The organism is Chlorogloeopsis fritschii PCC 6912, from assembly GCF_000317285.1.
GTDB classification, from domain to species: Bacteria; Cyanobacteriota; Cyanobacteriia; order Cyanobacteriales; family Nostocaceae; genus Chlorogloeopsis; species Chlorogloeopsis fritschii.
This window is the reverse complement of record NZ_AJLN01000050.1, coordinates 80394-97504: the sequence shown is the minus strand read 5'-3', so window position 1 is coordinate 97504 and position 17111 is coordinate 80394. Positions and strand designations below refer to the sequence as shown.

The 17111-nt window shown below is 41.7% G+C and carries 16 protein-coding genes; 8 read left to right on the top strand and 8 right to left on the bottom strand.

Annotated features, from left to right (window positions below; genetic code table 11):
- The first annotated feature begins 49 nt into the window (after positions 1–49).
- Positions 50–967 carry an AEC family transporter gene (locus UYC_RS0107075; RefSeq protein ID WP_026087399.1) on the top strand — a complete coding sequence of 306 codons (918 nt, stop codon included), beginning with the start codon at positions 50–52 and terminating at the stop codon, positions 965–967.
- Positions 968–1199: 232 nt separating this feature from the next.
- Here UYC_RS0107075 and UYC_RS0107065 read toward each other — a convergent pair whose 3' ends face one another.
- Both UYC_RS0107065 and UYC_RS0107060 read right to left on the bottom strand, forming a co-directional pair.
- Positions 1200–2267, bottom strand: coding sequence for a polysaccharide biosynthesis/export family protein (locus UYC_RS0107065; protein WP_016873859.1), 1068 nt, complete (start codon positions 2265–2267; stop codon positions 1200–1202).
- Between the two features lie 44 nt (positions 2268–2311).
- A complete protein-coding gene (locus UYC_RS0107060; RefSeq protein WP_016873860.1) occupies positions 2312–2830 on the bottom strand; it encodes a phosphoribosyltransferase in 519 nt (172 codons plus the stop codon).
- Positions 2831–2898: 68 nt separating this feature from the next.
- Between UYC_RS0107060 and UYC_RS0107055 the strand changes: the two genes are divergently transcribed.
- The 3 genes from UYC_RS0107055 to UYC_RS0107045 all read left to right on the top strand — a co-directional run bounded on the left by UYC_RS0107055 (position 2899) and on the right by UYC_RS0107045 (position 7783).
- Entirely contained in the window at positions 2899–4347 is a 1449-nt protein-coding gene (locus UYC_RS0107055; RefSeq protein ID WP_016873861.1) for an MFS transporter, read from the top strand.
- Positions 4348–4558: 211 nt separating this feature from the next.
- Entirely contained in the window at positions 4559–5818 is a 1260-nt protein-coding gene (locus UYC_RS0107050; RefSeq protein ID WP_026087400.1) for an MFS transporter, read from the top strand.
- Between the two features lie 411 nt (positions 5819–6229).
- Positions 6230–7783, top strand: coding sequence for a cation:proton antiporter (locus UYC_RS0107045; protein ID WP_016873863.1), 1554 nt, complete (start codon positions 6230–6232; stop codon positions 7781–7783).
- Positions 7784–7844: 61 nt separating this feature from the next.
- Here the strand turns inward: UYC_RS0107045 and UYC_RS0107040 are convergent, their stop codons facing one another.
- Together UYC_RS0107040 and UYC_RS0107035 are read right to left on the bottom strand one after the other, a co-directional pair.
- On the bottom strand, positions 7845–8387 hold the full coding sequence (locus tag UYC_RS0107040; protein ID WP_016873864.1) for a DUF3124 domain-containing protein: 543 nt from the start codon (positions 8385–8387) through the stop codon (positions 7845–7847).
- A gap of 5 nt (positions 8388–8392) precedes the next feature.
- Entirely contained in the window at positions 8393–9070 is a 678-nt protein-coding gene (locus UYC_RS0107035; protein WP_016873865.1) for a potassium channel family protein, read from the bottom strand.
- 220 nt (positions 9071–9290) lie between these two features.
- On the opposite strand from UYC_RS0107035, the gene UYC_RS0107030 reads away from it, so the two are divergent.
- Together UYC_RS0107030 and UYC_RS0107025 are read left to right on the top strand one after the other, a co-directional pair.
- Entirely contained in the window at positions 9291–10370 is a 1080-nt protein-coding gene (locus tag UYC_RS0107030) for a potassium channel family protein (protein WP_016873866.1), read from the top strand.
- Positions 10371–10815: 445 nt separating this feature from the next.
- Positions 10816–11037, top strand: a complete 222-nt coding sequence (locus UYC_RS0107025) for a hypothetical protein (RefSeq protein ID WP_016873867.1) — start codon at positions 10816–10818, stop codon at positions 11035–11037.
- Between the two features lie 60 nt (positions 11038–11097).
- Here UYC_RS0107025 and UYC_RS0107020 read toward each other — a convergent pair whose 3' ends face one another.
- Complete coding sequence (locus UYC_RS0107020) at positions 11098–11682, bottom strand: hypothetical protein (protein ID WP_016873868.1); 585 nt, start codon at positions 11680–11682, stop codon at positions 11098–11100.
- Positions 11683–11904: 222 nt separating this feature from the next.
- On the opposite strand from UYC_RS0107020, the gene rppA reads away from it, so the two are divergent.
- Positions 11905–12582 (top strand): two-component system response regulator RppA, encoded by a 678-nt coding sequence (gene rppA / locus UYC_RS0107015; protein ID WP_016873869.1) that lies wholly within the window; start codon positions 11905–11907, stop codon positions 12580–12582.
- 344 nt (positions 12583–12926) lie between these two features.
- Positions 12927–14219: a sensor histidine kinase gene (locus UYC_RS0107005; protein ID WP_016873871.1), complete on the top strand. Its 1293-nt coding sequence runs from the start codon at positions 12927–12929 to the stop codon at positions 14217–14219.
- A 54-nt stretch (positions 14220–14273) separates the two neighbouring features.
- Here UYC_RS0107005 and UYC_RS0107000 read toward each other — a convergent pair whose 3' ends face one another.
- From UYC_RS0107000 to UYC_RS39855, 3 genes are all read right to left on the bottom strand, one after another.
- On the bottom strand, positions 14274–15647 hold the full coding sequence (locus tag UYC_RS0107000; protein ID WP_016873872.1) for a GH1 family beta-glucosidase: 1374 nt from the start codon (positions 15645–15647) through the stop codon (positions 14274–14276).
- A gap of 205 nt (positions 15648–15852) precedes the next feature.
- Positions 15853–16236 carry a hypothetical protein gene (locus UYC_RS0106995; protein ID WP_016873873.1) on the bottom strand — a complete coding sequence of 128 codons (384 nt, stop codon included), beginning with the start codon at positions 16234–16236 and terminating at the stop codon, positions 15853–15855.
- Between the two features lie 688 nt (positions 16237–16924).
- The gene (locus UYC_RS39855; protein ID WP_268743986.1) at positions 16925–17050 is read right to left on the bottom strand and encodes a hypothetical protein; all 126 of its coding nucleotides are present in this window, start codon (positions 17048–17050) and stop codon (positions 16925–16927) included.
- Between the last annotated feature and the right edge of the window lie 61 nt (positions 17051–17111).

The following is a 17111-nucleotide window of genomic DNA, read 5'->3' as shown; positions in this document are numbered from 1 at the left end:
AAATAAAGCTAGTAAGTATCATTTTACATAATTAGTTCAGGGTGTACTTTTGACAAACCTCATAGAACTATACGTCAAACTGGTGGGCTTAGTATCGGTGGGGTTTTTTCTGGGACTCAAACTACCTGCCACTGTTCCCACCCGTTTAGGGCAGTTCCTATTCTGGGTAGGAGTACCGTTAAGTATTGTCACTTTCTTACAAAAAGCTGACTTATCCGGACAGATTTGGATTGCACCTCTGATTGCTCATTTAGCTATTTTACTAGGGGCTTTTTTAGCTTGGATTGGGGTGAAATGGCAAGCCCTCTTTGCAAAAACAATTCCCCAGCAAGCAACTCAAGCTAGTACGATTTTGGCGGCAATGGTAGGTAACACTGGCTATTTAGGTTATCCCGTGATTTTAACAGTGGTTGATACCCAGTACTTTGCTTGGGCATTATTCTACGATCTGCTGGGTACAACATTGGGCGCTTATGGCTTAGGTGTAGTACTAGCAGCGCGTTTTAGCACCACCGTCCAAAACTCTAGAGAAATTTTTAAGGTAATTTTAATCAATCCAGCTTTATGGAGTTTTGGTTTTGGTTTGCTGTTAAGGCAAGTAACAATTCCTGCTAGTATTGGGCTATTTTTGGAAATATTGGCATGGACTGCTGTAGCATCATCATTGCTGTTAATTGGAATGCGGTTGAGCAAGCTTAATTCTTGGCACAGTCTACCACAGGCGGGATTCGGCTTGGGAATTAAAATGCTAGTAGTTCCCCTGATATTAGGTAGCACTTTACCACTTTTTGGTATAACAGGGGCGGCAGCACGAGTAATAGTTTTACAAATGGCCATGCCTCCTGCTTTCGCTACGCTGATAATTGCCGAGACTTTTAATCTTGATCGCAACCTCGCAGTAACTGCCTTGGCTGTGGGAGCGATGGTGTTATTAGTTACTCTGCCTTTGTGGTTATGGTTGTTTTAAAAAGAAGGCAGACGGCAGTAGGCAGTAGACGCGGTAGACGCGAAGCGGCTTCCGAAGGTACGGCTTCCGTAGGTAGGAAATTAGCAATTTTTGTAGGGTGGGCACTGTCTCAATTTCCTCAAACCCTTCTTTTTACGTGATGAACAGTGCTCCGAAGTTCCCTACGGCGGGAAACCCGCCTGCAGGACTTCTCTCCACCTTACGCTTGGAGACTCTTAATCTTGACAAGCGTCTAAAATCTTGTGAATACACTTCTGAGCATACCTAAGACTTTACATATAGAATTGCAGAGAGCGCCTATCGAATCAGGAGTTCTAGTAGGGCGACGGTAAACTACCACAACATCATTATTGCGGAGGATGGGGTTAGTTTGGTCGTTAATACCAGCAGCAAAATCTATTTTGATTGTATGTTTGGTGACAGAGCTATTAGAATTGAGGCGAATCAAATCTACAGTAGAACTACTAGCTCTAACATCATTAAATCCACCAGCTGCAAGTATTGCTTGATTCAAAGAGCTATTATGTAAAAGCTCTACTTGTCCCGGTTTTTTTACTTCACCTATCACACCAACTGATACTCGTGGAGGAGATAAAGTAGTAGCTAATTGAGTAACTTCTGCTGAATTCTGTGCTGTGGCAGTGGGAATGACAATCCTATCTCCATCTTCTACAATGATCTCTTGATTTGTGTCACCGTTTCGCAATAGGTTCCACAGAAGTTTCCACAGATCAATGTTAATTGTTTGTTCTGTGCCACTTCTTGTCGGGCGACGAACTACAATATTACGAATATTAGCTTCTGGTTTAATTCCTCCGGCAAGTTGAATTACTTTTGACAAAGTTAGTTCACGATGATTACCCGCATCTGTTAGTGAATTTAGAGTGTAAACTCCTGGACTTGTCACCTCTCCTGCAACAGTAATATTGATTGGAGGTGCTAGAAGATTGACGGAAATCATGGGACGCTTGAGAAAGCGAGAATATTTTTGAGAAATTTTGTCAGCGGCTTGTTTTGGTGTTAGCCCTTGTACTAGAACGTTACCAATCAACGGTAGGTTAATTGCTCCACTAGAAGGAATTATGTACTCGCTTGTATTTTTAGGGACTTCAAAGATGTTGACACGGATGCGATCGCCTTCACCTAATATATAGTTCTTATCTACTTGTGTAGATGGCGCGAGTATTGGTTGTGCTTGTTGAGCAAAACTATTGCTGGGACAAGCTATAGAGAAAGCAGTTAATAATGCCATACCCACAATAGGCTGGCTGATAATTTTCAGCAAATAAGTATTAAGCATACATTCCTCACACTACAACCATGAGCTAAAACGCTACATCTCCATTAGCATGGTTGACTCACTTTCTCTACAAGTTCGGCTGGATTCATTAACTCGTATGGTTCAAAAGGTTGATGAATCCAAGGATTGTCAGGTAAATAATCGACGTAGTAATCAGGTTTTATTACTGAACAAGCTTTGTACCAAAGTACAGCCGTGCGAATTTCCTCGATGGGAAAATCAGAATAAGTCTGAAGCCAAGGTATAGTCTCTTTGAGCGTTACTCCAGAGTCTACCAAGTCATCTACTAAGAGAATACGCGAACCTAACTTTTCAGTAGTCATTGTCATATGCTCTGAAAAGATTAGTTTTCCTCTTTCTTGCTTACCAGACCCACTGTAAGATGATGTTGCTAATATTGCTAGTGGTTGCTTGTAAATACGGGAAAGAATATCTCCTACTCGCAACCCTCCTCTGGCAAGACAAACTATTTGGTTAAATTTCCAACCGGATTTATATATTTGCGCTGCTAGTAGTTCAATCTTATGGTGGTAATCTGACCAAGAAATGTAAAGGTCTGGCATAGGAAAATATTTATAGCTAATACTGGATGGCAACCAAGCTTTTTATTTTAATATGAGCGCGAGGCAATATGAGCAATTCTGCCCCTTCAGATGATCCGCAACAAAGTACTGATAGTGACAAACTAGATTTTAAAACGAAACTTGCTTATGGTGCGGGTGATTTAGGCCCGGCGATTACTGCCAATATTGCTATATTTTTTCTGATGATTTTCTTTACAAATGTAGCTGGGATTCCGGCAGGATTGGCTGGCAGTATTTTAATGATAGGTAAGATTTGGGATGCTGTAAACGACCCAATTGTAGGAGTATTAACCGACAAAACTAAATCTCGTTGGGGACGCCGCCTACCTTGGTTGTTGTATGGAGCGGTTCCGTTTGGAATTTTCTTCTTTTTACAGTGGATTGTACCCCGATTTAGTGCTAACGAGAGCGCAAACGTTTGGTGGTTGTTTTGGTATTATGTGGCGATCGGGGTAATATCTCAGGTTTTTTATACTGTTGTCAATTTGCCTTATACGGCAATGACTCCAGAACTCACTCAAGATTATGACGAACGTACTAGCCTCAATAGCTTTCGCTTTGCTTTTTCTATTGGTGGCAGTATTTTGTCACTAATTTTGGCAAAAATTGTTTTTGAGCAAATTCCTAACCGAGAGCAACAATATATTGTATTGGCAGCAATTTGCGGGGTAATTTCCGTCTTGGCATTGTATTGGTGCGTTTGGGGTGTACGCGATCGCATATTAGCTTTTGAAGCAAAACGCACTCAAACCGAGGAACCTGCATCCATTCCCTATAAAGAACAGTTCAAAATAGTCTTTAGCAATCGAGCTTTTTTATTCGTTATTGGTATCTATCTTTTTTCCTGGTTGGCTGTGCAGGTAACAGCAAGTATCATTCCTTACTTTGCAGTTAACTATATGCGCCTCAGAGAATCAGATGTTCCTACGGTGTTGATTGCAGTACAAGGTACTGCTTTGTTGATGCTATTTGTCTGGAGCGCTCTTAGTCAACGGGTAGGGAAGAAAGTTGTATATTTTATGGGCATGAGCTTGTGGATATTAGCACAAGCGGGACTATTTTTTTTACAACCAGGTCAAATTGCTTTCATGTACACTTTGGCAGTGATGGCAGGTTTTGGTGTTTCCACTGCTTATCTAGTTCCTTGGTCAATGATGCCAGATGTGATTGAATTGGATGAACTTCAAACTGGACAACGCCGTGAAGGAATTTTTTATGGATTTATGGTGTTGCTGCAAAAATTCGGTTTAGCATTTGGATTATTTATAGTCGGAATAGCATTAGAAGCATCTGGTTTTATAGAGGCAACTCCAGGGCAAAGTGCATTACCGACACAACCAGATTCAGCATTATTTGCTATCCGCATCGCTACTGGGCCTTTACCTGCAATTTTTTTGATTGCTGGGCTATTTTTGACATTTTTCTATCCTATTACTCGCGAAATGCACGCCGAAATCTTGCTGAAACTTAGGGAACGTCAACAGGAGCGGGGATAGGGGATCGGGGATTGGTGATTGGGAACTGGGGATTTCAACCTGTAACAAGTTTTTTACGAAAGCAATCAATGTTAATATAATTGTCATCAAACTTTAACTTTTATAAAGTGATTGCTCTGCTGGTTTTTGGCGTTGGCTCTTGATGGCTAATTGCTAAGTTTTTTGCATTTAGACCTGTAGAGTGGCAATTGAGTTGGGAGATCCAAAATCCATGCCAAAGCGCAAAGAAAATTTTGAGCACCTACCTCATGCGGAAGCAGCCGATCGCACGATTCGTCTCAGGCAGCATAGAAACTTGTTTGCTTTACTGTCTATTGCTGCCGGTTTAATTTTTCTTCAGGGCTACATGATTGCGCCCCTGATTCCGCGTTTGGCTGAAGTGTTCAATGTACCAGTTCAGGAAATCGGATTTATCGTTCCAGCCTATATGTTGTCCTACGCGCTGATGGCATTATTCTACGGTGTGCTGTCAGATAGATTTGGACGATGGTCTGTAATTCGCATCTCGCTCTTCATTTTTGTGATTTGCACGGCGTTGACTGCAACGGCTCAGACGGCTTCGCAAATGGCGACTTGGCGTTTGTTGACAGGAATTGGAGCCAGTGGAGTCATTCCACTCACCTTTGCCTTGATTGGCGATTTATTTCCGTTCGATCAGCGAGGCAGCAAGTTAGGACTGGTGTTTGCAGCCATGGAAGGGGGAATGGCGGCGGGTTCTGCGGGTGGTGCAATTCTGGAACCGTTTGTGGGTTGGCGATCGCTGTTTCTTGGTACGGCTGTTCTTGCTGCTTTGGTACTTTGGCGGCTACATCTTTACGGTGCTCTATTTGATACACCCATGGTAGAAAGACTGCCCACCATTCGCGAGATATTTAGGGGATACAGCCAGATCTTAACCAGTTTTAGAGGACAACGAACTTATGCCTATGTTTTGTGGAACGGCATCTACCACTCTGGCGTATATACATGGCTGGGGCTGTACTTGTCGCAACGTTATAACATGGATGCATTGAGCATTGGTTTGACTATTCTCGGCTATGGCATTCCTGGATTATTACTGAGTTCCCTGATTGGTAAAGCCGTGGATCGTTGGGGACGTCGTTGGCTAATTCCGTCAGGACTAGTTATGGCAGCCCTAGCTGGGATTGTTATGATTTTTGAGATTCCTCCCTATGTAACAACGATTGCAGTTCTCGTTTTGTCTTTGGGGTATGACCTTACACAACCTTTGTTTGTGGGTATCGTCACCGACTTGGGGGATGGCAATAATTTAGGTCAAACCATGGGACTCAAAGTGTTTACCCTGTTTACTGGATTTGGCGTAGGCAGTCTCATATTTGGAGAACTACTGCACTTTGGATTTGGACTGTCTCTTGCCATTTTTGGCGGCATTCAGTTAATTACTGGTTTGATCGCAATTCCATTATTTTGGCAGGAAGTTCCGTCTAGATTGCGCTCAGGAAAGATTTAAATGTAAAATGCGCCCTGTAAAATCCCCGACTTTTTAGAAAAGTCGGGGATTTGTGTTTTAATTACTTAATGCATCGGCTTGCAATGCGATTGTATCCGGTAGCGTTGTTAATGCATCGACTTGCAATGCGATTGTATCGGGATACATTGTTAATGTATTAAGGCGAAATATGTAAAAAAGAAAAATCTTTGCTGTATAAGGGTATCCGCCCGGATGTGTGCAAGTGCAAGTTGAGAGATCTGGGCGATCGCCTATGCATGAGTGTGTAGTATACTCCTAGACTCTGTTGTGTATTGTTATGTTTACTGCTGAAAGTCTTGATGTCATAAATTTACAGAAAAATTTTTGACATTTGTACTACCTTTTTGGCAATGTTTATCAGAGTAGTTCAAACAACTTTCCCAAATCAAAGTGGATGTTGCTTCCTTAGTCACTGTTTCAACTATTCTCCTGCTCCTAGCTACAGGTGTTGCCCTGCTAACGCGACGGCTTCGTGTTCCCTACGTTACAGGTTTAGTATTGGCAGGTTTGCCGATTACTGAGCTATTGTCTCGTCCTATTGGTTTAGAGCCTTCCCTGGTTTTGAATCTTTTTCTACCAATTTTAATATTTGATGCTGGTATCAATACAGATATCAGCCGCCTACGCAGCACGTTTAAACCAATTGCCCTGTTGGCTGGCCCAGGAGCGGTGTTGTCCAGTGCTATTATTGCCGTTGTATTGAAATTTGGGCTGGGGCTGAGTTGGATACCTGCTCTATTTGTAGGAGTCATTTTAGCAAACACTGATACGGTTTCAATGATTGCCGTTTTTAAGGAGATACCAGTACCTTCGCGGCTTTCCACTATTGTTGAAGGAGAAACTTTATTCAATGATGCCGCCGCCCTTGTTTCATTTAACTTAATTTTGCAAGTATATTCAACAGGTTCGCTCACTTTACTAGAGGGAATCCAACAACTGCTATTTATTGCTCTAGGAGGCTGTCTTGTCGGGTTAGTCTTGGGCTACTTGAGCATACCTATATTTGCCCGTTTAGACGATCCCCTTAGCAGTCTCCTGTTAACTGTCGCAGTTGCATTAGGAACTTTTCAGGCTGGGCAATTTCTAGGTGTATCAGGTGCTGTGGCTGTTGTTGTGGCTGGATTAATTTTTGGGAATTTTGGGCTTTCTCGCAATACTCCCGCTTCTAGTCGCATCACTTTACTAAGTTTCTGGGAATACGCAAGTTTTACTGCCAATACCTTTATTTTTCTGCTGATTGGTGTAGAAATAGATTTGCTAACACTGTGGAGAACTTTGCCTGCTATTCTACTTGCAGTTTTGGCTTATCAAGTCGGACGAATTTTTACAGTCTATCCGCTGCTAGCTATAGTTCGTTGGTTTGATCGCCCCATTCCACTGCGCTGGCAACATTTACTCTTTTTAGGCAATATCAAAGGTTCACTTTCAATGGCTCTGGCGTTAAGTTTACCCACCACACTGCCAGGGCGAGAAAGTTTGATTGCTTTAGTCTTCGGCAGTGTCTTAGTGTCATTAGTAGGGCAGGGGTTAAGCTTGCCCTGGTTGGTAAAACGCTTAAAGTTATCTCAATTTTCAGAGGCACAGCAGCAGGTTGAAGAATTGCAAGCTCAGTTAATTACAGCTAAGGCAGCCCAGGATGAATTAGAGAGCTTGTTGAAGTCAGGGGTTTTGCCAAAAGCTGTTTATGAAGAGATGCGTTCAGCTTATCAAGTACAAGTAGCAACCGCAGAAAAGGCATTAAGAGAATTCTACAATCGCCGCCCGGATGAGTTTGATGCTAAAAGTGGCGAACACAAAAAACTTGATGCGATTCGTCGTCGATTGCTACTAGCGGAGAAAGTTGCACTAAACGAAGCAATACGTAAGCGAATTCTCTCAGAAGAAATTGTGCGTGGGCGGCTAAAAAAAATTGATGAGCTATTGCTGAAATTAGAAGATGATTAATAAAAGGGGACAGGGGACAGGGAAATAAGTTTTGAAAATCTCTAATTTGAAGATAAGATTTTCAATTTTTTTGACTTTTTATTACCTTACCAGGACTAATAAAAGAAACTCCTTGTTGGAATTCAGTAGCAATCATAACTGCTTCCACTATCGGCTCTGAAACCTCTGTTTGGGCTACCCACTCCACAATAAAATTAGCTCCTAAACCGCCACTGTTATCAGTTCTACTTATAAAAAAATCACTAGAAGCCAGCGCATTAAGTTGAATAGGTTGCTCTAAATACTGCTTGACTAATTTCCCATCTGAGTCATAGTAACGTACAGAAGTAATGATGATAGGTTTATTCAAATCTGTATTACGAATACTAAGTGTAGCTGCTAAATTTAAAATCCTTTGCTGCTCGTCATGATAAATATAAGAATAGACAGGGACATAAATAGTTTGTCCCATTGCGGTCTTAAAATTTTTATCTAGAGTCACCACCTTTGGAGATGATTTTGCCTGAGTAGGAGCAGATTGTGACTTTGGTGACATCTCCGATGATGTACAAGATGCAAGAAAAATAAAAGCAATGGCTAAATACAAATGTGGATTCAACTTCATTAAACTTACTTACAGCCTTCAATAAAATCAATAACTTGATGTAACGAACCTGGTTTTGTCACAATCAGCACAGTTGAATCTGGTTCTAGTATTGTACTTCCGTTAGGAATCGTTAAATCTTCGTGGGGGTGGGCTTGATAGCCAATAATTAGAGAACCAGTAGGAAAACGGGAATCCTGAGCAATTTCGGCAAGGCGACGCCCAACAACATAGCAATTATTTGGAATCGAAAGTTTCAACACTTCAATTTGTCCTTGCTCAAAATGCATGATTGATTCTATTTGCGGATACTCAATAGCATTCACCATCGTTGTAACTGCTAGATCCACAGTACTAATAATATGATTGGCACCTGCTAAACGTAGGGGTTCAGCAAAATCAGAGTGGCGCATCCGAGTCAAAATATGGGGAACACCATAGTGTTTGGCAAGAGTTACCATTGCTAAGTTCAAAGCATCGCTTCTCAACACTGCTGCCAAAGCATTGGCTTTACGAATCCCAGCTTCTAACAATACTTCTGTACTAACTGCACTGCCTTCAAAAGCCATCGCTCCCACTTGTTCGCGGGCATAACGACAAGCGTTAGGGTTAACGTCAATGACGGCAACAGTATGCCCCAGTTCTACTAGTTTCTGCGCTAAACTTAAGCCTACTAAGCCTGCGCCACCAATTAGCACGTACATAGTTGCTTTCTAATCCTCTTTGACTCCTACTTTACAGGAATAGCAACAACACAGCACATTGAAACACCACATCAAATAGTCTGCTTGAAAGAGGCGATCGCTAGAAAATACTTTAGTGATTTACCTATCTCAAGACTGATTTGCTACTCAAAGCCGATTTTTCCAAAAGATTTTTGATTAACATTTGTAATGCGATCGTTAATCAGAGCAGCAAATTTAAATGAAGTTGTTGGTGCAAATTATAGGTGCAGCGCTTGTCATCATCTCGCTTGTAGACATTTACCTAACGGTGTTATTTCCTCGTCTTGGCAGTAGTTTACTCAGTTTGCGATTGGGTAAAGGAATTTGGTGGCTATTTCGATTAGCGGCGCGTCTTGTTCCCTGCAAAGATAAAAAAGTACTCTCCCACAGCGGCCCTGTATTGATAATTGCAACAGTGGTAGTATGGGTATGCTTGCTAATCTGTGGGTTCGCTTTGATTGTCTGGCCTGATTTAGGTTCAGCTATCAAATCTACTCGTGAATGGACTGACACTGATTTTACCACCGCGCTTTACTACAGTGGCTTTTCACTGACAACTCTTGGAACAGGCGATTTAACACCAGAAACAGACTTTCAACGACTGCTGATGATATTAGAAGCAGCACTCGGCTTCTCAACTTTTACTTTGACAATTACCTATCTGCTGTCAATTTACAGCGCACTCATTAGACGCAATACTTTTGCTTTAAGCTTGCACCACCGCTCTGGTGGTACGGCAGATGCAGCGGAAATACTAGCAAGGCTGGGAGCTAGTGGCGAGCTTAGTGGCGTGCAGCAGGATATTTCTGATATAGCAAGAGACTTAATTAACTTACTTGAATCGCAGCACTCTTACCCAGCACTACTGTTTTTCCGCTTTCGCCAAACTTATTATGCCTTGCCACGTATACTACTGTTAGCAATGGATACAGCTACCTTGATGAAAAGTGCATTGAACACCCAAAAGTATCGTTCATTAGTAAATTCCACAGCAACAGCAGAATTGTGGGGTGGTAGCCAACAATTGCTGGTTGAGTTATCTGGCTTTTTTGTGGGAGAGCATCGTTCAAATATTAATGACTCTTTAGAGCAGGTATGGCAAAAGCGCTATTATCACGCTGTAGAAAAGTTTAGAGCCGAGGGAATAGAGACAGCCACAGATTTAGAGGCAGGTGCTTCTTTGTACATCTGTTTGCGCCGAAAATGGTACCCCTGTTTAGCTGGGCTTGCTAGTTATATGGGGTATAAATGGAGTGAAATAGCTCCTTGTGAAAATTGAGTACCTTGCAAGAGGCAATGGAGTTGGGGAAACAGAGGTGCATAGGCTATTCGTAAGAAATAATGTTAGTTCGGAAGCATAATCATTTTGGGCGTTGCTGAATCGCGGTATGAATTTGATGTGTAGAGACGCGATATATCGCGTCTGGGCAGAGGTTTTGGCATTACGAAAAATTATTTTCATAGCCTAAATCAGCAACGCCTTATTTTGTGTAATCACTTTTGTGACTTTGTACGCCAAGAAATAAATTTCTTGGCTAAAAGCTAAAGTCAGTTAAAACTGACTGAAAATATTATACTAATCCGTAATTCGTAATACCCTACGGGAAGCTGTGCAAAGTACGTCTACGTAATTAAGAAAGTCAGATATGGTGTGGGTTGTGAGGTTTGAATGTGTTGCCGGATTTGAGATAATTGGTATTACTTTTAGTTTTTAAGTAATGAATATGCTGATGAGTAGCTTAGTCTTATTATTAATTGGTTTAGGAACTTTTTGGCTGGCTTTAAGTACTAAAGATGAAATTAATCGAGTTGCAGCTGTGGTAGCTGGTACTATTTCTCTGATTTGGGGATTTACTCTAGCTCCTTTGCAATTACAATTGTTTATTGAGATTGTCTCGGTTTTAGCAACTTTTTTTGTTTGTATGCGTTGTTTGGGTTGTGGGTAAAAGGGACTGGTGATTAGGTATTGGGGATTGGTTGAATACAAGATTTATTTATATTTATATTTATTTTTTAACTTGATAACGGATGAGCTTTCTGACCTCTTCGAGAGGTAAATTCATGATTTGAGCAATCATTTCTTCCACTATATTTACCTCAGCGCTTGGAAGCACTATTTCTAACATTCTCAAAGGATCGTTGGCAGTTCTAATCTCAACAAAGCTATTACCTTGCTCTTTTTGAAGTTCAGCTTTAATGACTTTTAAAGTGATTGGTAATTCTATCTGTAATTGTGTATTAGGCTCAAGCTTTTTGATTTTAGGATATAATCCCAGTTTTTGAGCGATCGCTAATTCCTGAAAGTCTGAATTTGAGTTAGGAAATTCAAACTCTAACTTTTTAATTAGGGAATTCGCTGTTTTAATCTCAACTTGAGTAAATTTTTCCTCTTTCTCAATTTCGGTGGCAACAATTGTCAAATTTAATTTGATTTGTGCTTGGGGAAGTGTATCAGCTTGTAACTTATCTAATGTTCTATAAGAGAGACTCAATAATTGTTTTGTGACTAAATCACCAGTCACCCAAAACATAAGCCCTACTAGAAGTAAAGGTAATAAAAATAATACAAGTGGTAAGCGTAAGTAAAACATAATTTTTAATCTTTAAATTTATTAACAATATCAATTAGTCTTTTACTTACAAATTTAGCAGCCTTTAAAACTGTCTGTGGATAGAGAATACTCGTCACGTTAATTCATCCAAATATCAAAAAAAGATATTACTCGTGGAAGACATTTTATGATAGTTTGACTTTTATACTATGACATGGAAGAGTAGCAATTCTACTGCAAAGGCTTTACCTCTAAAGTTTTATGCGGATCTTACTAGTAGAAGATGATTTAGAACAATTAGAGCCATTACAGGGTATCCTGTCTGAAGCTGGATATATTGTAGATGCAGCAGAAGACGGAGAAATTGCACAGTGGCTGATTTCTCAAAAAGAATATGACCTGTTGATTTTGGACTGGATGTTACCGACAATTAGTGGGTTGAGTCTTTGCCGTCAATATCGTCTCTCTGGTAAAACTGCACCGGTGTTAATGCTAACTGCTAAAGATACCACGCCGGATAAAGTTATGGGTTTAGATGCGGGAGCAGATGACTATTTGGTTAAACCCGCTGATTTAATTGAATTATTGGCACGGGTGCGTGCTTTGGGGCGCAGATCTCCCAATTGGCAAGGAAATAGTCTACGTATAGCAGATTTACAATTGCATTTAGCAGATTTAAGTGTAGAACGCGCTCAAATCAAAGTAGAATTATCCCCTCGTGAAGCACAACTGCTAGAATACTTAATGCGTCACCCCAATCAAGTTTTAACTCGCAATCAGATGGAAGAAGCTTTGTGGGAGTGGGGTATGGAACCAGAAAGCAATGCCTTAACCGTGTTAGTACGTAAGTTGCGCCACCGCTTGCAGGTAGTAGGTGCGGCAGATTGGATTAAAACAGTCTATGGTATGGGTTATCGTTTCAGCCCACCGGAATGTTGAGAAGGGAACAGGGGATAGAAAAGGACAAGGGGACAAGGGGACAAAGAGCAGGGGAGCAGAGGGGCAGAGGAGAGGGGGAGAACAATCAACCACTAACTACTGTACGGGCGGGTTTAGAAGATAAATTATCTGTTTGAATGGCAAGATGATCAACAAAACCCCACACGGCAGTCGCTACAACGGAGCGGAGCCACTGCGGTGGACGGGTTTCCCGGCATAAAGCATGTGGCGTGGAGCCGGAGACGTTTCCGTTAGCTCCGCTTAACCTCCAAGGGCGCGCTGCCTCCCCTACTAACCATTAACAAATGACAAATGACAAATAACTATTGACTAATAACTAACTTATGTTTAATCGCAGCCGCCGTAATCTTGCAAGTTGGTTTACTCTGGCAATGGGGAGTATCTTAATTGTATTTGCGGCGGTAGTTTACTACCTAGAAGTCATAGATCAGTTGGAGGAACTGGATCGATTACTCTATAAAAAAACCAGCGTGATGGCGGCGAATGTGAAGTCAGAACTGTACAAAGGTGAGCAACAGGTAGACTTGGAACACGTACCGCTGTTGGGGAGTAAGGTACAACCACTGCCAGATAGCCAACTGATGTATGCGCGTTGGTATGATGCTCAAAAGCAACTGGTGCAATTTTTTGGTGTAACTCCTAGTGACGATCGCCTTTTAGTGCCGGGCGGATTTGATACTATCAAGACTAACAATCAGCGAATATGGTTGCGTCAAGTCACATTACCTGTTTACCAAGATAATTTGTTAATTGGTTATTTGCAGGTGGCGATGCCAATGGATTCTACTGAAAATGCCTTGGCTAGCTTCCGTCTAATACTAGCAATCTCAGTACCAATTACCTTAAGTGTTATTGCTGTGACTGGTTGGTGGTTGGGAGGTATGGCGATGCAACCAATTCGTCATAGTTACGATCACCTACAGCGATTTACAGCTGATGCTTCTCATGAATTGCGATCGCCTCTGTCAGCTATTATTAGCAATTCCCAGTACGGCTTACTGTCTAAATCTAGCGATCCTGAAGCACAGCGTCAGCGTTTCCAAAAGATTTTTGATATTGCCAAGTCAATGAGTTCTTTGGTAAATAATCTGCTGTTTCTTGCCCGTTATCAAGGGCGATTACCCACTGAATCTTTGCAAGAAGTCGATCTCACTAGCTTACTTAAGCAAGTAATTGATGAATATGTCACACAAACGGAGGCACAACATATTAACTTAATTTTCAAGTTGCCTGCCAATAGTGTAAATGTGCTTGGTGATAAATTATTACTACATCAAGCTGTCGTGAATATACTTAGCAACGCTTGCAAGTATACTCCTAATAGTGGTCAAGTTCAGTTGCAGCTATATACTCAGTCACGCTGGGCAGTAATTCAAGTTACAGATAATGGCATCGGTATTCCCGAAACTGATTTGCCATACATTTTTGAGCGGTTTTATCGGGTGGATAAGAAACGTTCTCGCAAAACTGGGGGATTTGGTTTAGGGTTAGCGATTACTCAACAAATCATCCAATCTCATGGTGGTGAAATTCGCGTCAAAAGTGCAGTTGGGCAAGGTTCTACTTTTCAAATTTTTCTACCCCTCACTTCCAAAGGATTAGGTATTGGGTGCTAGGTATGGGGGAACACCTACTATCCAGTTCCCAATCACTAATCTCCGATCCCCACTTCAAACAACTCTGCGCTGGCGGATACACTCTGCATACCAATCAAAACTAGCTTTGGGGATACGGTTTTGCGTGCTGTAGTCTGTATATATAATTCCAAAACGCCGGGAGTAGCCCCACGCCCACTCAAAGTTATCCATCAAAGTCCAAACAAAATACCCTTTCAAAGGATACCCTTCACTAATTGCTCGGCTAGCTGACTTCAAATATTGTCGTAAATACATAATGCGATCGGTATCAATAACTTCACCTTTTGCATTCACTTCATCTTCTGCTGCACAGCCATTTTCAGTAATAAATACAGGTAAGTCTTTTTGTCCTAAAGTTTCGCTGACATGACGGATACCCCAGTAAATACTCTCAGGTAAGATGTTGAGCCAGGGCATATGCATACGTGGATAGCCTTTGGGCAAATCAAGTAGTTCGTATCCTCTTTCATTGTCAACAGCACGAACGTAAGTACCTGTGTAAATATTTAAACCAAGAGCATCAAGGGGCTGGTGAATAATTTCCAAGTCGCCAGGCTTGATTTCAGGGGCATCTTTTCCTAATTCTTCAAGCATGGCTGAACTGTAGCTACCTGTGAGAACGGGAAAAATAATACCTCCATTTTGAAAACAGGTATGGAGGGCTTTTTTTGCCGCCGCAATATGGGCGATAGACTCGTTTATTGGCACTGTAACGCCAAAATTATCTACCAAAGCCACGTGGCAAGGGGTAGGTGAAGCCGCACGGATGGCTTGGCAACCTAAACCATGGGCAAGTAAGGCGTGGTGAGAAGTCTGCCAAACTTCCTTTTGAGTGTTGACACGTTTGCCTGGAGCGTGAGGAGGATCGGCTTCTACTCCATAGCCCATGTGGGTAAAGCACAGGATTTCGTTGATTGTCATCCAGTGAGTAATGCGATCGCCCAACCGACTCACAACCGCACTCACATAATCAGCAAAATCAAAAGCCATTTGTCGACTTTGCCAAGAGCCATACAAATCTTCTAGGGCTTGGGGGCTATCCCAATGAAACAAGGTAGCGTGGGGTGTAATGCCTGCTTCCAGAAGACAATCTACTAAGCGTTTGTAAAAATCAATACCCTCTTCATTTACCTTGCCGCGACCATCCGGAATTACACGGGGCCAAGCGATGCTAAAACGGTAGTGTTTAATACCTAGTTTAACCATTAACTGTACGTCATTTTCGTACTGATGGTAATGATCGCAAGCAAACTCACCAGTATCACCATTTACAACTCGTCCGGGTGTCGCGCTAAAAGTGTCCCAAACGCTAGGTTTACGCCCTCCCTCGGCGATCGCTCCTTCGATTTGATAAGAAGCAGTAGCAACGCCCCAGCAAAAATCTTCTGGAAATTGGTTTTGATTCATATTGATTTCTCTTCTCCACGGCAGTCCCCTTCACGAAGGATACCTCTGCATAGGGCTGCCTCCCTTTGCCTCTTTGAAAATACCAAAACTTAAGGCAAAGTGGTGGCTATTGATACGTTAGCGTTACAAAAGAGAACGGGGGGATGGAAGGAGACGAATTCTTCTCCCACTCTCCCTCTCTTTCCATCCTCTTCCCCCCTCTCACCTACGCAGTAGCAGATACTTCCTCCGCAACCGTTTTTAAGCGGGTGATTGTACTTTTGCGGATGCGATCGCTTTTGCGAACACCACCCGCCATCACATATTCTTGGCTGTCTTTACCGTATTTTACGGCAACTGCTAACAGCAACTTTTCACACAGGGTACTCAAGCTTTTTTCTAACTGTTCAATATCAGTTCTAGAAGCATCAATTACAGATAGAGCGGTGTTATAAGTATCAATCTTGGTGCGTAACTGCTCAATTTGTTGTGTCAGGTTTTGCAAGTTGTTAGTATCGCCAAAATCTATGTTTGGATCAATGGCTTTGAGTCCAGAGGCTCTTAGTTGAGCTTTTTCTAAAATGCGGGATGCACGTTTGAGACGAGGCATAAATGCACTCCTATAAGGTGTTATGGTGTTAGCTTGCCTCAAAGAAGCTGTTTTTTGGCTCAGAATAAATCACAAATATTTATATTTTTTAGAAGAAAATTTTTGATAAAGTCAAGTGATTATGCTTAAATTGTCTATTTATACTTATAGAACTTACGCACCAGTCACGGAAGAATAAAACCACTCCAGGCACAGAGGGCACGGAGGAATAAAAGTTAGAGAGGTATTTTGCGTAAGTCCTGACGTAGTAAATTAACGAAGGAACGTTAACGCGTTTGTCGCAAATGGGTTAATGTTCTCTATGAATGGGTTAACGTTAATAAGGAACGTTAACGCGTTTGTCGCAAATGGGTTAATGTTCTCTATGAATGGGTTAACGTTAATAAGAAACGTTAACGCGTTTGTCACGAATGGGTTAATGTTCTCTATGGATGGGTTAACGTTAATAAGAAACGTTAACGCGTTTGTCACAAATGGGTTAGTGTTCTCTATGGATGGGTTGATGTTGGTAATGAAAGTTTAGTTTGCAAGTGCGATCGCTGAAACTGCTTTTAACTCCAAATTCGCCCGCAGGCTGGAAGTCTGGAGTTACACGTACAAAGCCCACCAGCGTGGGCTGAAAATTTTCTAGGCTGCACAGGCAGCCATTGTTTGTATAGCCACACCCTTCTAAGTTGTAGGGTTTTTTTCAAATACCAGCATTCCCCGTAAAAACCGCAAGCGCAAATGTTAAATTAATCTTGCCGAAGAAATGCGATCGCATGATGACTGGCACAATAACACTAACAAGCAAGCTTTTATCCAGTTGAAACATAAAAAGCTTCTGTTAATAGCCTTGCCACATCTACCTAGCTGATGTGCCAGTTTGATAAGCT